12 protein-coding genes are annotated in these 15,499 nt (G+C 57.1%); 6 read left to right on the plus strand and 6 right to left on the minus strand.

The genetic code is table 11. The features are described 5' to 3' along the window. Nucleotides 1–3 precede the first annotated feature (3 nt). The 3 genes from rsxA to metG form a co-directional block, all read right to left on the minus strand. Entirely contained in the window at nucleotides 4–585 is a 582-nt protein-coding gene (rsxA, locus tag BLW01_RS17545) for an electron transport complex subunit RsxA (RefSeq protein ID WP_092572194.1), read from the minus strand. Between the two features lie 44 nt (nucleotides 586–629). Continuing rightward, a complete protein-coding gene (locus BLW01_RS17550; protein WP_092572196.1) occupies nucleotides 630–2,201 on the minus strand; it encodes a sensor domain-containing diguanylate cyclase in 1,572 nt (523 codons plus the stop codon). 97 nt (nucleotides 2,202–2,298) lie between these two features. Further along, entirely contained in the window at nucleotides 2,299–4,341 is a 2,043-nt protein-coding gene (gene metG / locus BLW01_RS17555) for a methionine--tRNA ligase (RefSeq protein ID WP_092572198.1), read from the minus strand. A 150-nt stretch (nucleotides 4,342–4,491) separates the two neighbouring features. Here metG and BLW01_RS17560 point away from each other — a divergent pair, with 150 nt between their 5' ends. After that, a complete protein-coding gene (locus BLW01_RS17560; protein ID WP_092572200.1) occupies nucleotides 4,492–4,731 on the plus strand; it encodes a CDGSH iron-sulfur domain-containing protein in 240 nt (79 codons plus the stop codon). A 65-nt stretch (nucleotides 4,732–4,796) separates the two neighbouring features. Here BLW01_RS17560 and BLW01_RS17565 read toward each other — a convergent pair whose 3' ends face one another. The 3 genes from BLW01_RS17565 to BLW01_RS17575 all read right to left on the minus strand — a co-directional run bounded on the left by BLW01_RS17565 (nucleotide 4,797) and on the right by BLW01_RS17575 (nucleotide 6,875). Next, entirely contained in the window at nucleotides 4,797–5,933 is a 1,137-nt protein-coding gene (locus BLW01_RS17565) for a GGDEF domain-containing protein (protein ID WP_175529886.1), read from the minus strand. A 2-nt stretch (nucleotides 5,934–5,935) separates the two neighbouring features. Continuing rightward, complete coding sequence (locus tag BLW01_RS17570) at nucleotides 5,936–6,451, minus strand: hypothetical protein (RefSeq protein ID WP_092572204.1); 516 nt, start codon at nucleotides 6,449–6,451, stop codon at nucleotides 5,936–5,938. A gap of 145 nt (nucleotides 6,452–6,596) precedes the next feature. Next, nucleotides 6,597–6,875, minus strand: a complete 279-nt coding sequence (locus BLW01_RS17575; protein WP_092572206.1) for a hypothetical protein — start codon at nucleotides 6,873–6,875, stop codon at nucleotides 6,597–6,599. A 391-nt stretch (nucleotides 6,876–7,266) separates the two neighbouring features. On the opposite strand from BLW01_RS17575, the gene BLW01_RS17580 reads away from it, so the two are divergent. The 5 genes from BLW01_RS17580 to BLW01_RS17600 all read left to right on the plus strand — a co-directional run. After that, entirely contained in the window at nucleotides 7,267–9,171 is a 1,905-nt protein-coding gene (locus tag BLW01_RS17580; RefSeq protein ID WP_244889969.1) for a TolC family outer membrane protein, read from the plus strand. 85 nt (nucleotides 9,172–9,256) lie between these two features. Next, entirely contained in the window at nucleotides 9,257–11,422 is a 2,166-nt protein-coding gene (locus BLW01_RS17585) for a type I secretion system permease/ATPase (RefSeq protein WP_092572208.1), read from the plus strand. After that, nucleotides 11,419–12,855 (plus strand): HlyD family type I secretion periplasmic adaptor subunit, encoded by a 1,437-nt coding sequence (locus tag BLW01_RS17590; protein WP_092572210.1) that lies wholly within the window; start codon nucleotides 11,419–11,421, stop codon nucleotides 12,853–12,855. Before BLW01_RS17585 ends, BLW01_RS17590 begins: the two co-directional genes overlap by 4 nt. Nucleotides 12,856–12,862: 7 nt before the next feature. Beyond that, a complete protein-coding gene (locus tag BLW01_RS17595; protein WP_092572212.1) occupies nucleotides 12,863–13,492 on the plus strand; it encodes a response regulator transcription factor in 630 nt (209 codons plus the stop codon). A 157-nt stretch (nucleotides 13,493–13,649) separates the two neighbouring features. Then, nucleotides 13,650–15,499: retention module-containing protein (locus BLW01_RS17600; RefSeq protein WP_139243953.1), on the plus strand; the 1,850-nt coding region annotated here is incomplete at its 3' end.

Genomic DNA, 15,499 nt, shown 5'->3' on the forward strand with positions numbered 1-15,499 from the left:
CGATTAAACCTGAACGAGTCCGGAAAACCCCATGAAAGCCAGCGACATCAGGCTGGCAGTGATCATCGCAATGGCCGCTCCCTGAAAGGGGCGGGGCACGTCAGCTGCTGACAGCCGTTCGCGCATGGCCGCGAACAGCACCAGTACCAGTGAAAACCCGATGGCAGCACCCAGGCCATAAAGTGTGGCTTCCATGAAACTCGACTGACGGTTCAGGGATAACAGTGCCACACCCAGCACGGCACAATTAGTCGTGATCAGAGGCAGAAATATGCCCAGTACCTGGTAGAGCAGGGGACTGGTTTTCTTGACCATCATTTCAGTGAACTGCACCACGACCGCGATCACCATGATGAAGGCGATGGTGCGTAGGTACTCTAGACCCAACGGTTCGAGCAGATAGTGAAATGTCAGGTAACTGGCAACTGACGACAGCGTAAGCACGAATGTCGTGGCCAGCGCCATACCCATGGCGGATTCGAGCTTGTTGGACACCCCCATGAAGGGGCACAAGCCCAGGAACTGCACCAGCACGAAATTGTTGACCAGCGCCGTGCTGATCAATATCAAGGCATACTCCGTCATGGCGACGCATTATACGCGCCAATCGGTGGGACGGGATAGCGGTATCAGGGAGTCATTATCTCTTTGCTGACGCGGTTCCGACCCGCCTGTTTAGCGTGATAAAGCGCCATATCGGCCTGCCGCATCAATTCATGCGGTGAGTCATTCCCTGTCATCGAGTCGGCTAAGCCGATGCTGATCGTTACGATATCCCGTACCGGGGCGGCGGCATGAGGTAAGGCCAACGACTCGACAGCGGTTCTCAAGGTTTCCGCATGATGGCTGGCATCCGCTGCCGTCAGCCCGGGTAACAGGATGCTGAATTCCTCGCCGCCCGTGCGGGCAACGATGACATCCGGGTCGCTGAAACATTGGCTCATGCACTCGGCGAGCCGGTTCAGGCAGTCATCGCCCTGTTGATGGCCATAATGGTCGTTGTAGGGCTTGAAGTAATCCACATCGATCATCATGGCAGCGACAGGTTTGCCGTGAATGCGTGCCTGATCATAAGCTCGCTGTAAACGCTCGTCGAACAGGCGGCGGTTGGCCAGGCCGGTCAGAGGGTCCCGTTGTGAAATCTCCACGAGCAGTGCCTGTTGCTGTCGTTGATGTTCTCGCAACGCCTGGAATTCGCGGGCGAGAGTGCCGATCTCATCCCGTCTCATCAGCAGTTCCACCGGAAACGGATGGGATTCATCGTCATGTTGCAACTGTTGTGTGAAGTGTGCAAAACGGCGTAACGGCCGTAGCACCATGCGTTCCAGCAGGACCAATACCAGTGCGATGACGACAAGCAACAAGCCTGCCGTCCACAGCAGTCCATAGCGAAGGGTCGTCAGGCTGGTGCGAAAACTGTCCCGGGGTATCTGACTTTGCAAACGCAAAGGGGCTCGTTCACCTTGCAAGGAAAGTGGTCGGGAGATGGTCATTCGATCACCGTCGGAACGGTCGAGTTGCAGTCCTTGTCGAGTGTCGCCATCGGCTATCGGCATGACGTCGACCGGTCGTCCGGTCCGTGCCTCGAGCGCTTCCAGCCACCTGTCATCCAGTAAGCGAACGTGAATCAGCCACCCCATAGATGGGCCGCTCTCGTCGGTACGCAGGATGGGATAAAGCGCAGCGAGCATGGGAGTGGGTTCGGCAAAGATGTGTGTCACGCCTGTCTTGGGTTGGGGATCCAGCAGTGGCTTGACGCTGTCGGCCAATGGCGATGCCCATTCGCAGGCACCGGTCAAATGACCACAAGAAGCGTAACGTCCACTCTCTGGATCGATGCCGGCGTTCCAATGAATGCCGCCTTCTGGCGTAAAGAACAGCATCAGTTGGTAATCCATGTCCTCGAACATGGCTTGGCTGAAGTTGGACGCGGCATAGCCGGCATGCTCTCCCTGCATGAAGGCATAGGTGTCGTCCCAGGTCGCCCAATCCGTGACCTGAGCCAGCAGAGCGCGCTGATCATGCAAGATGGTGCGTTCGATCTTGTCGAGTTCGTTGGCTGCCTGTTCGCGCTCCTCGGCCAGCAGGGCGGGATAGATAACGAGGCGGCCGATCAATATCAGCGCCAGGGTGGCGGTCAGCAGAAGCGCACTCAATGCTACCAGGAAGCGAGTGCGTAACGAGGAAGGAAGTGATGTCATTGGCCAAGCCCCTTTCGGGCCGATACGGTTTGTGAGATATCTCTTACAACCTGTATCGGCTGATAGGAAAGGGGCTTGAGTAATATGTGGCCGTAATCTAGGTCACTCGTTGGCCGGGCTCGGCACCGGAGTGAGGTTCCAGCAAGTAGATCCCCTGGTCGTCACCGGCCGCCAGGACCATGCCTTCGGAGACACCGAACCGCATCTTACGTGGAGCCAGGTTGGCGACCATGACCGTGAGATGGCCTTCCAGCGCTTCGGGCGAATAGGCGGAGCGGATGCCAGCGAAAACGGTGCGTGTTTCCCCGCCGAGATCCAGCGTCAGTTTCAGGAGCTTGTCTGCCCCCTCGACATACTCCGCTTTGGCGATACGTGCGATACGTAGATCCACCTTGGTGAAGTCCTCAAATGTGATTTCATCACGGATGGGGTCATCAGCCAGGGGGCCCTTGGGGGTATCCTTCATTTTCTGTTCCTCGGCCAGATCCTCCTTGGAGGCCTCGATGACGGCATTGATCTTGTCCCGCTCGACACGGGTCATCAACGGTTTGAACTTGGCGATTTCGTGGTCGAGCAACTGTTCCTGTCGTGTATGCCAGTCCAGACTCTCCAGCTTGAGAAATGCTTGGGCATCACGGGCCATCGCAGGCACCACAGGGGCCAGATAGACCATCAACTGGCGGAACAGGTTGATACCCACGGAACAGATGTCGATGACCTCTTGTTCCCGACCTCCCTCCTTCGCCAGCACCCAGGGCTCTTTCTCGGCGATATAGGTGTTGGCCTCGTCGGCGAGCTCCATGATCTTGCGCATGGCATGGCCGAACTCGCGTACTTCGTAATCGGTGGCAATCGAGTCGCCGGCCTTGATGAAGCGGGCTACGAGTTCCGGCTCCGCGCAGTGCGATGAGAGTTTTCCACCCCCGAGTTTACGAATGAAGCCGGCACAGCGACTCGCGATGTTGACGACCTTCCCGACCAGGTCGGCATTGACCCGCGACGCGAAATCCTCGAGATTGAGGTCCAGGTCATCGACGCCGGATGTCAACTTGGCGGCAAAGTAGTAACGGAGGTACTCCGGATTCAGATAGTTGGCATAGGTCTCGGCCTTGATGAAGGTACCGCGTGACTTGGACATCTTGGCACCATTGACCGTCACGAAACCGTGACAGTTGATGCCGGTGGGGGTGCGCAACCCCGCGCCTTCCAGCATGGCGGGCCAGAACAGTGCGTGGAAATAGACGATATCCTTGCCGATGAAGTGATAGACCTCGGCATCGGAATCCTTCTTCCAGAAGGCATCGAAGTCGATACCTTCGCGATCGCACAGATTCTGGAAGCTGGCCAGGTAGCCGATCGGTGCATCCAGCCAGACATAGAAATACTTGCCCGGGGCATCGGGAATCTCGAAACCGAAGTAAGGCGCGTCACGCGAGATGTCCCATTCGTTGAAGCCCGATTCGAACCACTCCATCAGCTTGTTGCGAATCTGTGGCTGGACATGGTCGTCATCGATCCAGCGTTTGAGGAAGTCGGTGAAGTCAGGCAGCTTGAAGAAAAAGTGGGTGGAACTACGGACCTCGGGTGTGGCACCGGAAATGGCCGATACCGGATTGATCAACTCAGCCGGTGTATACGTTGCACCACAGGCCTCGCAATTATCGCCGTACTGGTCATCGGTGTGACACTTGGGGCATGTTCCTTTGATGAATCGGTCAGCAAGAAACAGCCCCTTGACCGGGTCGTACATCTGCTCGATGTCCCGTGTGGCGATATGGCCGGCATCCCGCAGCGCTCGGTAAATATGTTCGCTATGGACCCGGTTTTCTTCGGAGTGGGTCGAGTGGTAATTGTCGAAGGCGACGCCGAAGCGCGCGAAATCCGCCTGATGTTCACGGCTGACCCGTTCGATCAATGCTTCGGAGGTGATACCCTCCATTTCGGCGCGTAGCATGATGGCGGTGCCATGGGCATCGTCGGCGCATACGTAATAGCATTCATGTCCCTGACTCTTTTGGAATCTGACCCAGATATCCGTCTGGATGTACTCCAGCAAATGGCCCAGGTGGATCGAGCCATTGGCGTAAGGCAGGGCGCTGGTGACCAGAATCTTGCGCGGTTGACTGGCGGTGTTCGGCATATCGTCTCTGGAATTCCGATGAAAAATCAGGCCCCGATTGTAGCCCTGTTGGCTTGCCAGTGCATCCGGTCAGCGAGTTGCAATGTATGCATGACGATACAGATGCCGATACTCTAGGATGACGGATAACAACAACGGGAGGAGAATACCATGACGGAACCAAGGGTCGCCTGCAAAGGGCCTTATGCCGTTGATGTCGTCTCCGGCAAGGCATATGTATGGTGTGCATGTGGACGCAGTGGCACACAGCCATGGTGTGACGGGACCCATCAGAGTACGGATCTACGCCCGGTGACTTACCAGCCCGACGTGAACGAGACCCTCTACTTCTGCGGTTGCAAGCAGACGTCGACACCACCGCTATGTGACGGTACCCATAACACCTTATAGCTTGCCTGTGTGGGCGGTAGTCGGTGAGGGGCCGCGCTGGCCATGCATGATTCACGAATAGCCGTCTAGCTGGCCACCTCGATGCGATTTCTGCCTTCACGCTTGGCGATATACAGTGCCTGATCGGCCTCACTATACAGGCGTTCGAATTGTTCGGCAGAGCAATGGTCGGCACAACAGGCGATGCCGATGCTGATCGTCAACTGAGCGTTGTCGGCTGCTTCCGGCATGATCATCGTGGCTATGCCCTGACGCAGCCGTTCGCACAATTGCCTGGCGCCTGCCTCATCGGTATTCGGCATCAGCAGGCAGAACTCCTCGCCGCCGACACGGGCGAGATGATCCATGTGTCGGACCAACTCACGCAATGTCGTGGCCACCTGTTGCAGGACTTGATCACCGACCGGGTGGCCGTAACGGTCATTGAGAAGCTTGAAATGGTCGATATCGATCAGAGCGATGCTGTAGGGGTGGTGTTGGCGCTTGGCCAATGCCAGTCCCTGCTTGGCTTGTTGTGTCAGCGCCCGTCGATTGTCGAGTCCAGTGAGGTCATCGGTCAGACTCAACCGCTGCATGGCGGCCTTCTGCCCGATGATCTTGACGATGGCGATCAGCAGGCCCGCCATGACCAGCAGCACGACCAGACTCAAGACGATAATGACACGATTGAGCAGCGCCATCTGGCGCTGCCGTTCTGCCGATGCCTCCAGCACCAGTTGATAGAGTTCGCTATAGGCAAAGGCTTGGCTATTGTCGATGTCCGTTGCTAGTGATGCCAGCGACCGTTGTGACGAGTCGCTGTCCATAGCCTCTTCGGTCAATGTCTCGAAGCGGGATAACAGATCATCCAGCTGATCCAGTTCTTTCTCGATGTGTCGGTAACTATCCGGTTCCAGATGGCTACGTGTCAGGTATCGACGGATACTGTCGCGACGTGTGTCAAGGAGCCATATGGTTTGCAGCAATTGTTGCCGGTGCTCTTGTTCCGGATGGTCAAGCAGATGCTCCGTGGCTTGCCGTAACTCTCTGCCGCCTTGTTGAGCCCGGACAAGTTCACCCGCAAAAGAGAGGTAGTCTGCCCCGATGTGCTGTCTGGCGTTACCGATGAAGCTGGTAGCGGTAAACGCCACAATGGCGATCAACGACATGAAGGCGAGCGCAACAAGGGTGTAAGTCCCTCGGTGGTGATACGTATTGGCCATGCTCAGGGAACACTGATCCTGCGCAGTGCCCAGATCCATTTGGCCATTGGTTCCTCCCCGCTGAGCACGGCCTCTTCATCGGCAGGCACCATCAACATCAATGGCCCCTTGTCCTGAAGTGCGATGGGATCGTCATCCAGGCGCGTAGCCAGGAAATACTCCTTGCTTTCGAGTTCAGTCGGGCTGAGAAAGACGCTGTAGTCGTCGAGTGCCGTGAAGCGGAGGCGCTCAGTATCGGCGAGATCATATGCCGACAGGAAGTCATTGAGCCTGACGCCGGTATATTGGCCCTGGGGACCTTCCGGATGCTGAAGGTGGGTATCATAGAGGGGAAGTTCCTCGATGTCGGCCAACGACAGGTGCTGTTCACCTTCATCCGTCGACAGTGTCAACACGTCCTGATCATGTTCCGGTAAGGGCGTTTCACGCGGTGTCAGCTCGGCTGCCGATACCATGGTCGTCATCGCAAATAACACCAGACCCATGGTCAGTGGACTCTTCTTCTTGATGGGTGTCATCGGTCATCCCCTATCGGCAAGTCAAATCGGCTGGCTAGCCGACAATGATCGGTTGGCAATACATGATGCCATTATCGGCCCGACACATGGCGGCTTGAGCTATTTGCTACGCGTTATCGCTGAAGAGCAGGACCACATGTCAACCTCAGTACATGGCTTGTTCTTCAGCGATGACCTCCTTGAGCAGTTCGAGATAGAGCTTATCGGCTTCGGAGTGGTCGGCGGGGTCTTCAGGGATATGTACGCTGGTGGTATCGGAAATCTCGTTGGCGATTCGAGCCATGGCCTCGCCATCCGCATGTTGACCGAGATGCCTGCGTGCAACGACCAACGATTGTTCAAGAATCTGGGGGTCCTGTAGCAGTTTCTTGATGAACTCGCGTAGTTCGTTGATGACGCGTGTTTTCTGTATTTCTGAGGACATGGGGCGCTCCCGTCACTGGTTCCATCTACCTGTCGATACAGGAAAAGATAACACAGCCCGAAGTCGCTGAGTGAGCGTTCGTCAACAGTCGGTGGCGTGCACAACAACGCCAAGGCCGAGATACCGAGAGTTGACGACCAACGAGGCGTGTAAGAAATCGCTTACAAATCACGTCATAAATCTCTGATGCGTGAATGTTTAAAATTGTATTGGCTATTTGGCATATTATGGTTACGCTAAGTTACAAAGAGTAACGGCATCATTCGCCCGTATGATGCGCTACTCTCAGTCAAGGTAGCCAGACCACTAATCATAACGAAGGCTGGGTCCATGGCAGGTGACATGCTGCTGAGTTGGCACCTGGCCGTCATGTACGTAAGGGAGTTCAAGAATGAAGCCACTTGCCCATGCGGTGAGAGAAGCCTCTCATCGACTGATCAATGGAAGCGTCGGCATGCCCAATAGAAGTACCGGAGCATGGCTATTGGCCGGCATGCTGGTTGTTTCATCCAGTGCTGCCATGGGACAGCAGAATCCTCTCGAGCGGATGTCCTCCAGCGGAGAAGGAACGCTATCGGAAGCGGTACAGCGCGCTGTCGGCAATAACCCTGAAGTGCAGGAAGCCTGGAACGCCTTCCAGGGATCGGAGTATGACGTCGATGAAGCCCAGGGCGGTTATCTACCCAGCATCGACGTCACGGGCGGCGTCGGACGCGAGTCCCGCGAGAATGATGGTCGTGGCAGCTACGAGACCGATTTCGCCGAGATCACTCTCACGCAGATGATCTATGACGGCTTCGCAACCCGTAGCGAAGTGGAACGGCTCAACCGTGCCAAGCTGGTTTCCTACTATGAAGTGCGTGATGTCAGCGAGACGGTGGCACAGGAAGTCTTCGCGGCATACCAGGATGTCATGCGTTATCGCGAACTGGTGCGGTTGGCACAGGACAATTATCGCCAGCACCTGGAAGTCTACGAGCAGATTGAGCAGCGTGCACAATCAGGTGCCGGTCGGCGAGTCGATCTTGAACAGATCAGTGGTCGCTTGTCCTTGGCCGAGTCCAATTTGATGACGGAAGCCTCCAATCTGCACGATGTCAGCGCGCGTTATCAGCGGTTGGTCGGGGAGTTGCCGCCGGAGTCCCTGGCGCCGGCGCCGGAGTTGAACGACAAGCTTCCTCCATCGGTCACGGAAGCCGTGGAGTTGGCCTTTGAGGGCAATCCCGGTTTCCATGCCGCTATCGAGAATATCGAGTCGGCCCGGGCCGAGCGGGAGGGGACGAAATCGGCGTTTCAGCCGCGCCTGGAGTTCCGTGCCACCGCCGGTACCAATAACCAGACTGACGTTACGGGGCGCTACGATCAGAACTCGGCTGAACTCGTGGCCAGCATGAATCTTTATAACGGCGGGAGCGATCTTGCCTCGTACCGGCGTGGGGGAGAACAGATCGAGCAGGCCATGGACCTGCGGGATAAAGAGTGTGTCGGTCTGCGTCAGACCACCCAGATTGCTTATAACGATACACAACGCCTGCGCGAGCAACGGGAATACCTCAATGAGCATCGCCAGTCGATCGACAGGGTGCGTGGGGCCTATCAACAGCAGTTCGATATCGGTGAGCGTACCTTGCTGGATGTGCTCGACAGTGAAAACGAGTACTTCGATGCCAGCCGCGCTTACGTCAACGCCCAATACGACGCCGCCATCGCCGATTCGGAAGTCCTGGCCTCCATGGGACAATTGCTTACCGCACTTGATGTCGCTCGAGAAGACATGCCCAGCCTCGGCGAGTTGGGCAGTGAGGGCGTTGACATGGATCCCGATAGTGTCTGTCCCTCGCAAGGGCCAGGTGGCTTCACGCTGGAAGACCTCATCGGCGACATGAACGGTCCCGAGCAGCCGGTCGAGTCGACTCAAGCCTCTACAGCCCCGACGCAAGAGCCAGATGTCACGATGTCGGCCGACGCGCTGTTCGAAACCGGCAGCGCCTGGCTCAATCCGAACGTCCGCTCCGAGCTGGATGAGTTGGCTGCTGATATTCGCCAGCGAGATGACCTGCAGCGGGTGTTCATTGCCGGCCATGCCGACAATACCGGTAGTGACGCTGTCAATGATCCGCTCTCCCAGGCTCGTGCCGACAGTGTGGCGGAGTATCTGGCCGAGCAGGGTGTCAGCCAGGAGTTGTTGCAAACCCGTGGTTATGGTTCGCAGGATCCGGTCGCCAGTAATGATACGGCTGACGGCCGCAGTCGGAATCGTCGTGTCGAGGTGACCCTGGAAGGTCTCAATAGCTAGCATGATCGGCCGATATTTCTCATATCGGCTGAATGAGACCTGCAGTAGGGTGGTACATTTACCGGCGATGTGAAGAGGGCCCTGTGTGACCTCGGACGAACACTATCTGCATGAACAGGCGCGGGCGAGTCGCGATGAGCTTTTAGAGTGTCTTCGCATTATCGCTCGTGTCCATGACCACGATGTCAGTCATGAGACGCTGACTGCCGGCTTGCCCCTGGAGGAAGGGAGGTTGACGCCGGCTGTCTTTACTCGTGCTGCGCAACGGGCCGGCTTGTCCGCCCGTCATACGCAATGTCGACTGGTACAGCTCAATGAGGCCTTGATGCCGGTCGTGTTGTTGCTGGAACCCGGTCGCGCCTGTGTGCTGGTCTCCTTGGATGTCAAAGCCCGCCGGGCTCAGGTCATCTTTCCCGAATTGGGTGAGGCCTCGACCTGGGTCGATCTGGATGAGATACAGGATCGTTACAGCGGTAAAGCGATCTATGCACGTCCGACGTTCAGGTACGATGCGCGCGGACCGGAGGTCAAGAAGCAGCGCTCGCGGCATTGGTTCTGGGGTGTCATTCGAGAAAATCGGCGGCTCTATCGTGACGTACTGCTGGGGTCGGTACTGATCAATCTGTTCGCCGTCGCCATGCCGCTTTTCGTGATGAACGTCTACGATCGCGTCGTCCCCAACCAGGCGACTGACACGTTGTGGGTATTGGCCGTAGGTATCTTCGTGGTGTTGTGTTTCGACTTGGCATTGCGCTTGATGCGTAACGCTTTCGTGGACCTGGCGGCAAGCCGAGCTGACGTGAAGTTGTCATCGTCGATCATGTCGCGAGTGCTGGGTATGCGAATGGAGGAACGCCCGGCATCGACTGGCTCGTTCGCCTCGACTCTGCACTCGTTCGAGGCCGTACGTGCTTTTATCGGGTCCGCGACCGTGGTCGCCTTGGTCGATCTTCCTTTCGTGGTGTTGTTCGCCACGATCATCGCCTTGATCGGGCCGCCTTTGGTGATTCCGATCGTGGTCGGCATTATCTTCGTTTTCCTTTATGCATTGGCTGCACAGAGCAAGCTTCATGAACTGTCGGAAACGACATGGCGAGCTGGTGCACAGCGCAATGCAACGCTGGTGGAATCGCTGGGCAATCTGGAAACCGTCAAGGCATTGCGGGCTGAAGGGCGTATCCAGTCGTTGTGGGAAAAGACCACCGCGTTTCTGTCGCGGACATCCGCTCAGTTGCGGTTGATCAGTTCGTCGGTAAGTAGCGTGGCGCTTTGGGCGCAACATACCGTGGCGGTAGCTGTCATCGTCATCGGTGTCTACATGATTATCGACCAGAACCTGACACAGGGTGGTTTGATCGCTGCGTATCTGCTTTCTTCAAGGGCCATGGCCCCCGTCAGTCAGGCCGCCGCTTTGCTGGCGCAGTACCATCAATCCTCGACAGCACTGAGTTCGCTCAATGGTGTCATGAACAAGGAAGTCGAGCGTCCGGAGGGTAAAGAGTGGATCAGTCGCCCGGTCGTGAACGGCGACATCGATATCAATAGACTGACCATGCGCTATCCCGACGATTCCCGGGATGCCCTGCGCGATGTCTCGCTGAAGATTCAGGCCGGCGAGAAAGTGGCGATACTCGGGCGCGTCGGCTCGGGGAAATCGACACTCAACAAGGTATTGCTTGGGTTGTATCAGCCGGCAAGTGGTGCCGTATCCGTGGATGGTGTCGATATCCGTCAGTTCGATCCGATTCAATTACGACGGCATATCGGCTATGTGCCCCAGGATGTCAGCCTCTTCTATGGTTCGCTACGCGACAATATCGTCGCGGGTGGTGGGAGTGATGGTGTCACGGATGATGCGCTGCTTCAGGCATTGAAGATCGGCGGGATGGAAGAGTTCGTCAATGGGCACCCGCAAGGGGTCGATCTACCAGTCGGCGAGCGTGGTGAGATGTTGTCCGGTGGTCAGCGGCAAGAAGTCGCCATTGCCCGTGCGGTCGTACATGATCCCCGGATTCTGTTGCTGGATGAACCGACCAGCGCGATGGATCACACCAGCGAAGAAAGTTTCAAGTCGCGCCTTACGGAATTCGCTCAGTCTCGAACGCTGATCGTCGTTACGCATCGGACGTCGTTACTTTCCCTCGTCGATCGAATCGTCGTCATCGATGCCGGGAAAGTCGTGGCGGACGGTCCCAAAGACAAGGTCGTCGAAGCGTTGCGTAGCGGTCAGATCGGGAGGGCTGGTTCATGAATCAGCACACGAAGATCCAGGGCAAGACGGCAGAGCAACAAGGTTTCGACGCTATCGGGCGAGTGTCGGAACGAGGCGGCAAACCTTTTCGCCCCTTGATCGACCGCCTGTTCGCTCGGCGTGTTTCATCCGCCCATATCGACCGTGATTGGGCCAGTGACGCGGATTGGGCGCGAATACAGCAAAACCCACTCCGGGCCAAGCTGTTGTTGTATGTCGTGGTCCTGGCGGTTGTTGGTTTGGGCGTCTGGGCTTATTTCGCCGAAATCGATGAGGTCACCAAAGGAACCGGCCGGGTGATTCCGGCTTCGCAAACCAAGGTCATTCAATCCTATGACGGCGGCGTCGTTCAGGATATTCAGGTCGAGGAAGGTCAGGTCGTCGGGCCGGGACAGTTGTTGATGAGCATCGATCCCACCCGCTATGCCTCCTCATTTCGGGAGGGGGTTGCCCGATCATTGGCACTGCAGGCCAAGTCGGAGCGCCTGCGCGCCTTGACCAGTGATCAACCCTATGTGCCATCGCGGGATGTGCTGGATGAGTCGCCGGAACTCGCCGCCCACGAACGGGAATTATACGAATCCAGCAAAGAGGAGTTGGAAGAAGAGCAAGCCATTGCCAGGGAGCAGCTAACCCAGCGCCGGGAAGAATTGCGAGAGGCGCAGGCACGCTATGATTCGGCATCACGTACCTTGAGCATGGCCTCTGAAGAATTGCGCTTGACGCGCCCTCTGCTCGAGTCGGGCGCGGTATCCGAAGTCGATATCCTGCGTCTGGAACGTGAAGTGTCCCAGGCGCGGGGGGAGCAGAGCCAGGCTGAAGCCCAGGTGGCCAGGTTGGAATCCGCTGTCGAGGAGGCTCAGGGCAAGGTGCGTGAAGTCAAGCTCCAGATGCAGAACGAGTGGCGCGCGGAACTCTCGGAGACCCTGGGTGAGCTGTCGGCGATCGAGGAAAGTAATATCGGACTAAAAGACAAGGTAACGATGGCTGAGATCCGGTCGCCGGTTCAGGGGACTGTGAAGCGTCTGCACGTCAATACGCTCGGAGGCGTCGTCCAACAAGGGCAAGAAGTCGTGGAAATCGTGCCCAGCGACGATCAGTTGCTGATCGAAGCACGTATCGCGCCTCAGGATATTGCATTCTTGAGTCCCGGTCAGAAAGCGACCGTCAAGTTCACGGCCTACGACTACACCACTTACGGTGGCATGGAAGGTGAGCTTGAACACATCAGTGCCGATACCATCACCGATGACGATGACAACACCTTCTATCTGGTTCGTGTTCGTACGGATAAACCGGCGCTGGGTGAGGATCTGACCATCATTCCCGGCATGACCGCCGAAGTCGATATCATGACAGGCAAACGCACGGTGATGGAGTATCTGCTCAAGCCGATCCTGAGAGCCAAGAACAATGCGTTGACCGAACGGTGATCATCTAATGACGCACCATCTTTTTGTGACACAGGGAAATAGTGATATCCCGCGCTGGCGCGAAGCGTTTCCTTTGGCGCGTGACTGTCGGCCCGCCATGGCGCGTGCCCAGGCGGGCAAAGACGATCATGTCTGGGTGATGAGCAATGTCGACGACTGGGGGGTATTGGTCAACAACCTCAGTCGGCGTGGCGCTATCGTGGCGGTCCTGTCATATACCCCGGATTCCGAGGAGGCACTGCAGGCCCTGGCTTGTGGTGCGCGGGGCTATGCACATGCGCTGTCATCACCGGAATCGCTGCGACAAATCCAACTGGTCATCTCCAATCAGGGGATCTGGGTGCTGCCAGAGTTGATGGCTAAAGTGGTGGGGTCGACATTCCGAGCCCTGGGTGGCGAAAGTCGCGTGCACGAGGATACCCTTGCTGCCCTTACCGCGCGAGAGCGTGCCGTAGCGTTGTCTGTCGCCGCCGGCAACAGTAACAAGCGAGTGGCACGCGAACTCGATATCACCGAACGCACCGTCAAGGCACATCTTGGTGCCGTATTCCGCAAGTTGCAGGTACGAGATCGTATGCAACTGATCCTGATGCTTTCCAGACAGCCAGTCACCGAGGACCTGGAACGCGACGACTGAGCCCGGTTTCGGTCTCGACTCACCCTGTCCTTCGGTCCAATACCCCGCCCTGGTTTTATTTCCTAGAGTGATTGGCATACGTTGCCAGAATTATCAGGCTTTGCGCGCAATTCGGTATCCAGGACGCGCATAGCCCTTGGATGCAGGGAGATATCGCATGAGTATTGCTACCGTCGTTTCCATTACGGGTCGTGCCTGGGCACGTGACGAAGAAGGGAACATGCGCGAGTTGCGTGCAGGCAGCACGCTTCAGGAGGGGGAAACGCTGATCACCTCCGACAATGGAAGTGTTCAACTCGATTTCGATGACGGGCTGGACCCGACCCGTATCGGTGGTGGCGAAGAGGTAGCAATCACTGACGTCCTCAGCGATGAGTCAACGGCGGATGCCGAAGAATCCAGCGCACAGGACGATGATATCGATGCGCTACTCGCCGAACTGGATGAGGAAGATGGCGACCTCCTTGAAGAACTGGAAGACCCGGCTGCTGGTGCTGGTGGCGGGGGCGCCGACGGCGGTGGTCATGATTTCGTACGACTCTCTCGGATTACGGAAACCGTCGATCCCGCCTCCTTCTCGTTTGGTGATGTTCAAGGCACGGAGTTCATCGATGCCGAAGGTGAGGCTCTACCGGTTACGGAAGACGAGACCGTTGGCACGACGCTAACACTGACGCCGGATGTCCCCGACGCCGAAACCGGCACTATCATTGATACCTCGCCGTTCACCGTGGTGGAAGGCAACGACATCAGCCTGACAGTGACCACCAGCACGGCGCCGAGTGGCTCACCACTGGAAATCACCCTCTCCAATGGCGCCGTTATCACGATTCCAGCTGGTGAAACCAGTGGCAGCACCATTCTTGACAGCCGGGAAGACGATTTTTATCGCCAAGGCACCGAAAGCAACACCATCAGCGTGGTTTCTGCAACCGGCGGCGGCTTCGATGAGATCGATCTGGGCGAGGAAGCCGAGATCAACGTTGTCGATGACAACGACGTGACAAACATCACCCTGTCCGGGCCGAGGCCAACCGAGTTGCCATCCGAAGAGGAAGTGCACGCGGAGCTCGAACCGGAAACGGCCGCATCCGAGGATGGTTCATTCAATCCTTTGCAAGCTGAAGGGCCGCTTGAAGAAACGCCGGTGTCGTTCACTGCCGCGGTAGATAATCCGCCACAGGGTTCGGATCTGACGTTGACGCTGTCAGCCACGTTCGTGGATGAGAACGGTGAACCGCTCGCCGGTATCGATCAGCCTCAAGACGCCATCACCGTCACGATTCCGGAAGACGCAACGTCCACGAACTTCCAGATGACGCTGCCGAATGCACCGGACGGCGGCGCGACCCTGCAGTTGGCCGTCATTGATGCCGAAGGCGGCAACTATGAGGCCACCGACGCGTCCGGGGCGATCAGCGAGTTCTTCGTTGAAGACTCGACGCCTGACTGGTCCTATTTTGAAATGGGCGGTGAAGGCGAAGTCAACGAAGCCGGGCTTCCCGACGGTACTCAGGGAGAATCCGATTCGGCAGAACAGTTGCGCACGACCGAAGGATGGTTTGGCATTTCTACAGGCCGTGATGACTTCGCTTCCTTGACTGTGTCTGAAGCCAGTAACAGTGATAATAGTGCGATTCTTGAAGCCGGGGGCGACGCTGTCACGATTGAAGGACAGTACGGCACGTTAGAGATTGCTCTTCAGGGATCGGGGGACGGCTACAGTGATTTCTCGTGGACCTATACTCTCAACGAGAATGCTGAGCATGAAACACAGGGCCCAGCGATTGATGATGTTAGCGAGCTGTTCAATATTGTCGCTACTGACAATGATGGCAGCCAATCATCTCAAGAAACACTAACGATCGACATCGTCGACGATGTGCCTAGTGTATCTGTTGACGGTGATAATGAAGCCACCGAAGGCGGCGACGCCATCGACGGCACCTGGAGTGAGGAAGCCGGTGCCGACGGCGCGGGCAGCACCACGGTCGAATTCGGCGGCGA

The sequence above is a fragment of the Aidingimonas halophila genome (assembly GCF_900106955.1).
Classification (GTDB): Bacteria; Pseudomonadota; Gammaproteobacteria; order Pseudomonadales; family Halomonadaceae; genus Aidingimonas; species Aidingimonas halophila.

Coding starts and splice junctions, on each gene's coding strand:
- BLW01_RS17565 (WP_175529886.1), bottom strand. CDS start 5,933: ATGGCCAATACGTATCACCACCGAGGGACTTACACCCTTGTTGCGCTC.
- BLW01_RS17560 (WP_092572200.1), top strand. CDS start 4,492: ATGACGGAACCAAGGGTCGCCTGCAAAGGGCCTTATGCCGTTGATGTC.
- BLW01_RS17590 (WP_092572210.1), top strand. CDS start 11,419: ATGAATCAGCACACGAAGATCCAGGGCAAGACGGCAGAGCAACAAGGT.
- BLW01_RS17580 (WP_244889969.1), top strand. CDS start 7,267: ATGAAGCCACTTGCCCATGCGGTGAGAGAAGCCTCTCATCGACTGATC.
- metG (WP_092572198.1), bottom strand. CDS start 4,341: ATGCCGAACACCGCCAGTCAACCGCGCAAGATTCTGGTCACCAGCGCC.
- BLW01_RS17575 (WP_092572206.1), bottom strand. CDS start 6,875: ATGTCCTCAGAAATACAGAAAACACGCGTCATCAACGAACTACGCGAG.
- BLW01_RS17595 (WP_092572212.1), top strand. CDS start 12,863: ATGACGCACCATCTTTTTGTGACACAGGGAAATAGTGATATCCCGCGC.
- BLW01_RS17550 (WP_092572196.1), bottom strand. CDS start 2,201: ATGACATCACTTCCTTCCTCGTTACGCACTCGCTTCCTGGTAGCATTG.
- rsxA (WP_092572194.1), bottom strand. CDS start 585: ATGACGGAGTATGCCTTGATATTGATCAGCACGGCGCTGGTCAACAAT.
- BLW01_RS17570 (WP_092572204.1), bottom strand. CDS start 6,451: ATGACACCCATCAAGAAGAAGAGTCCACTGACCATGGGTCTGGTGTTA.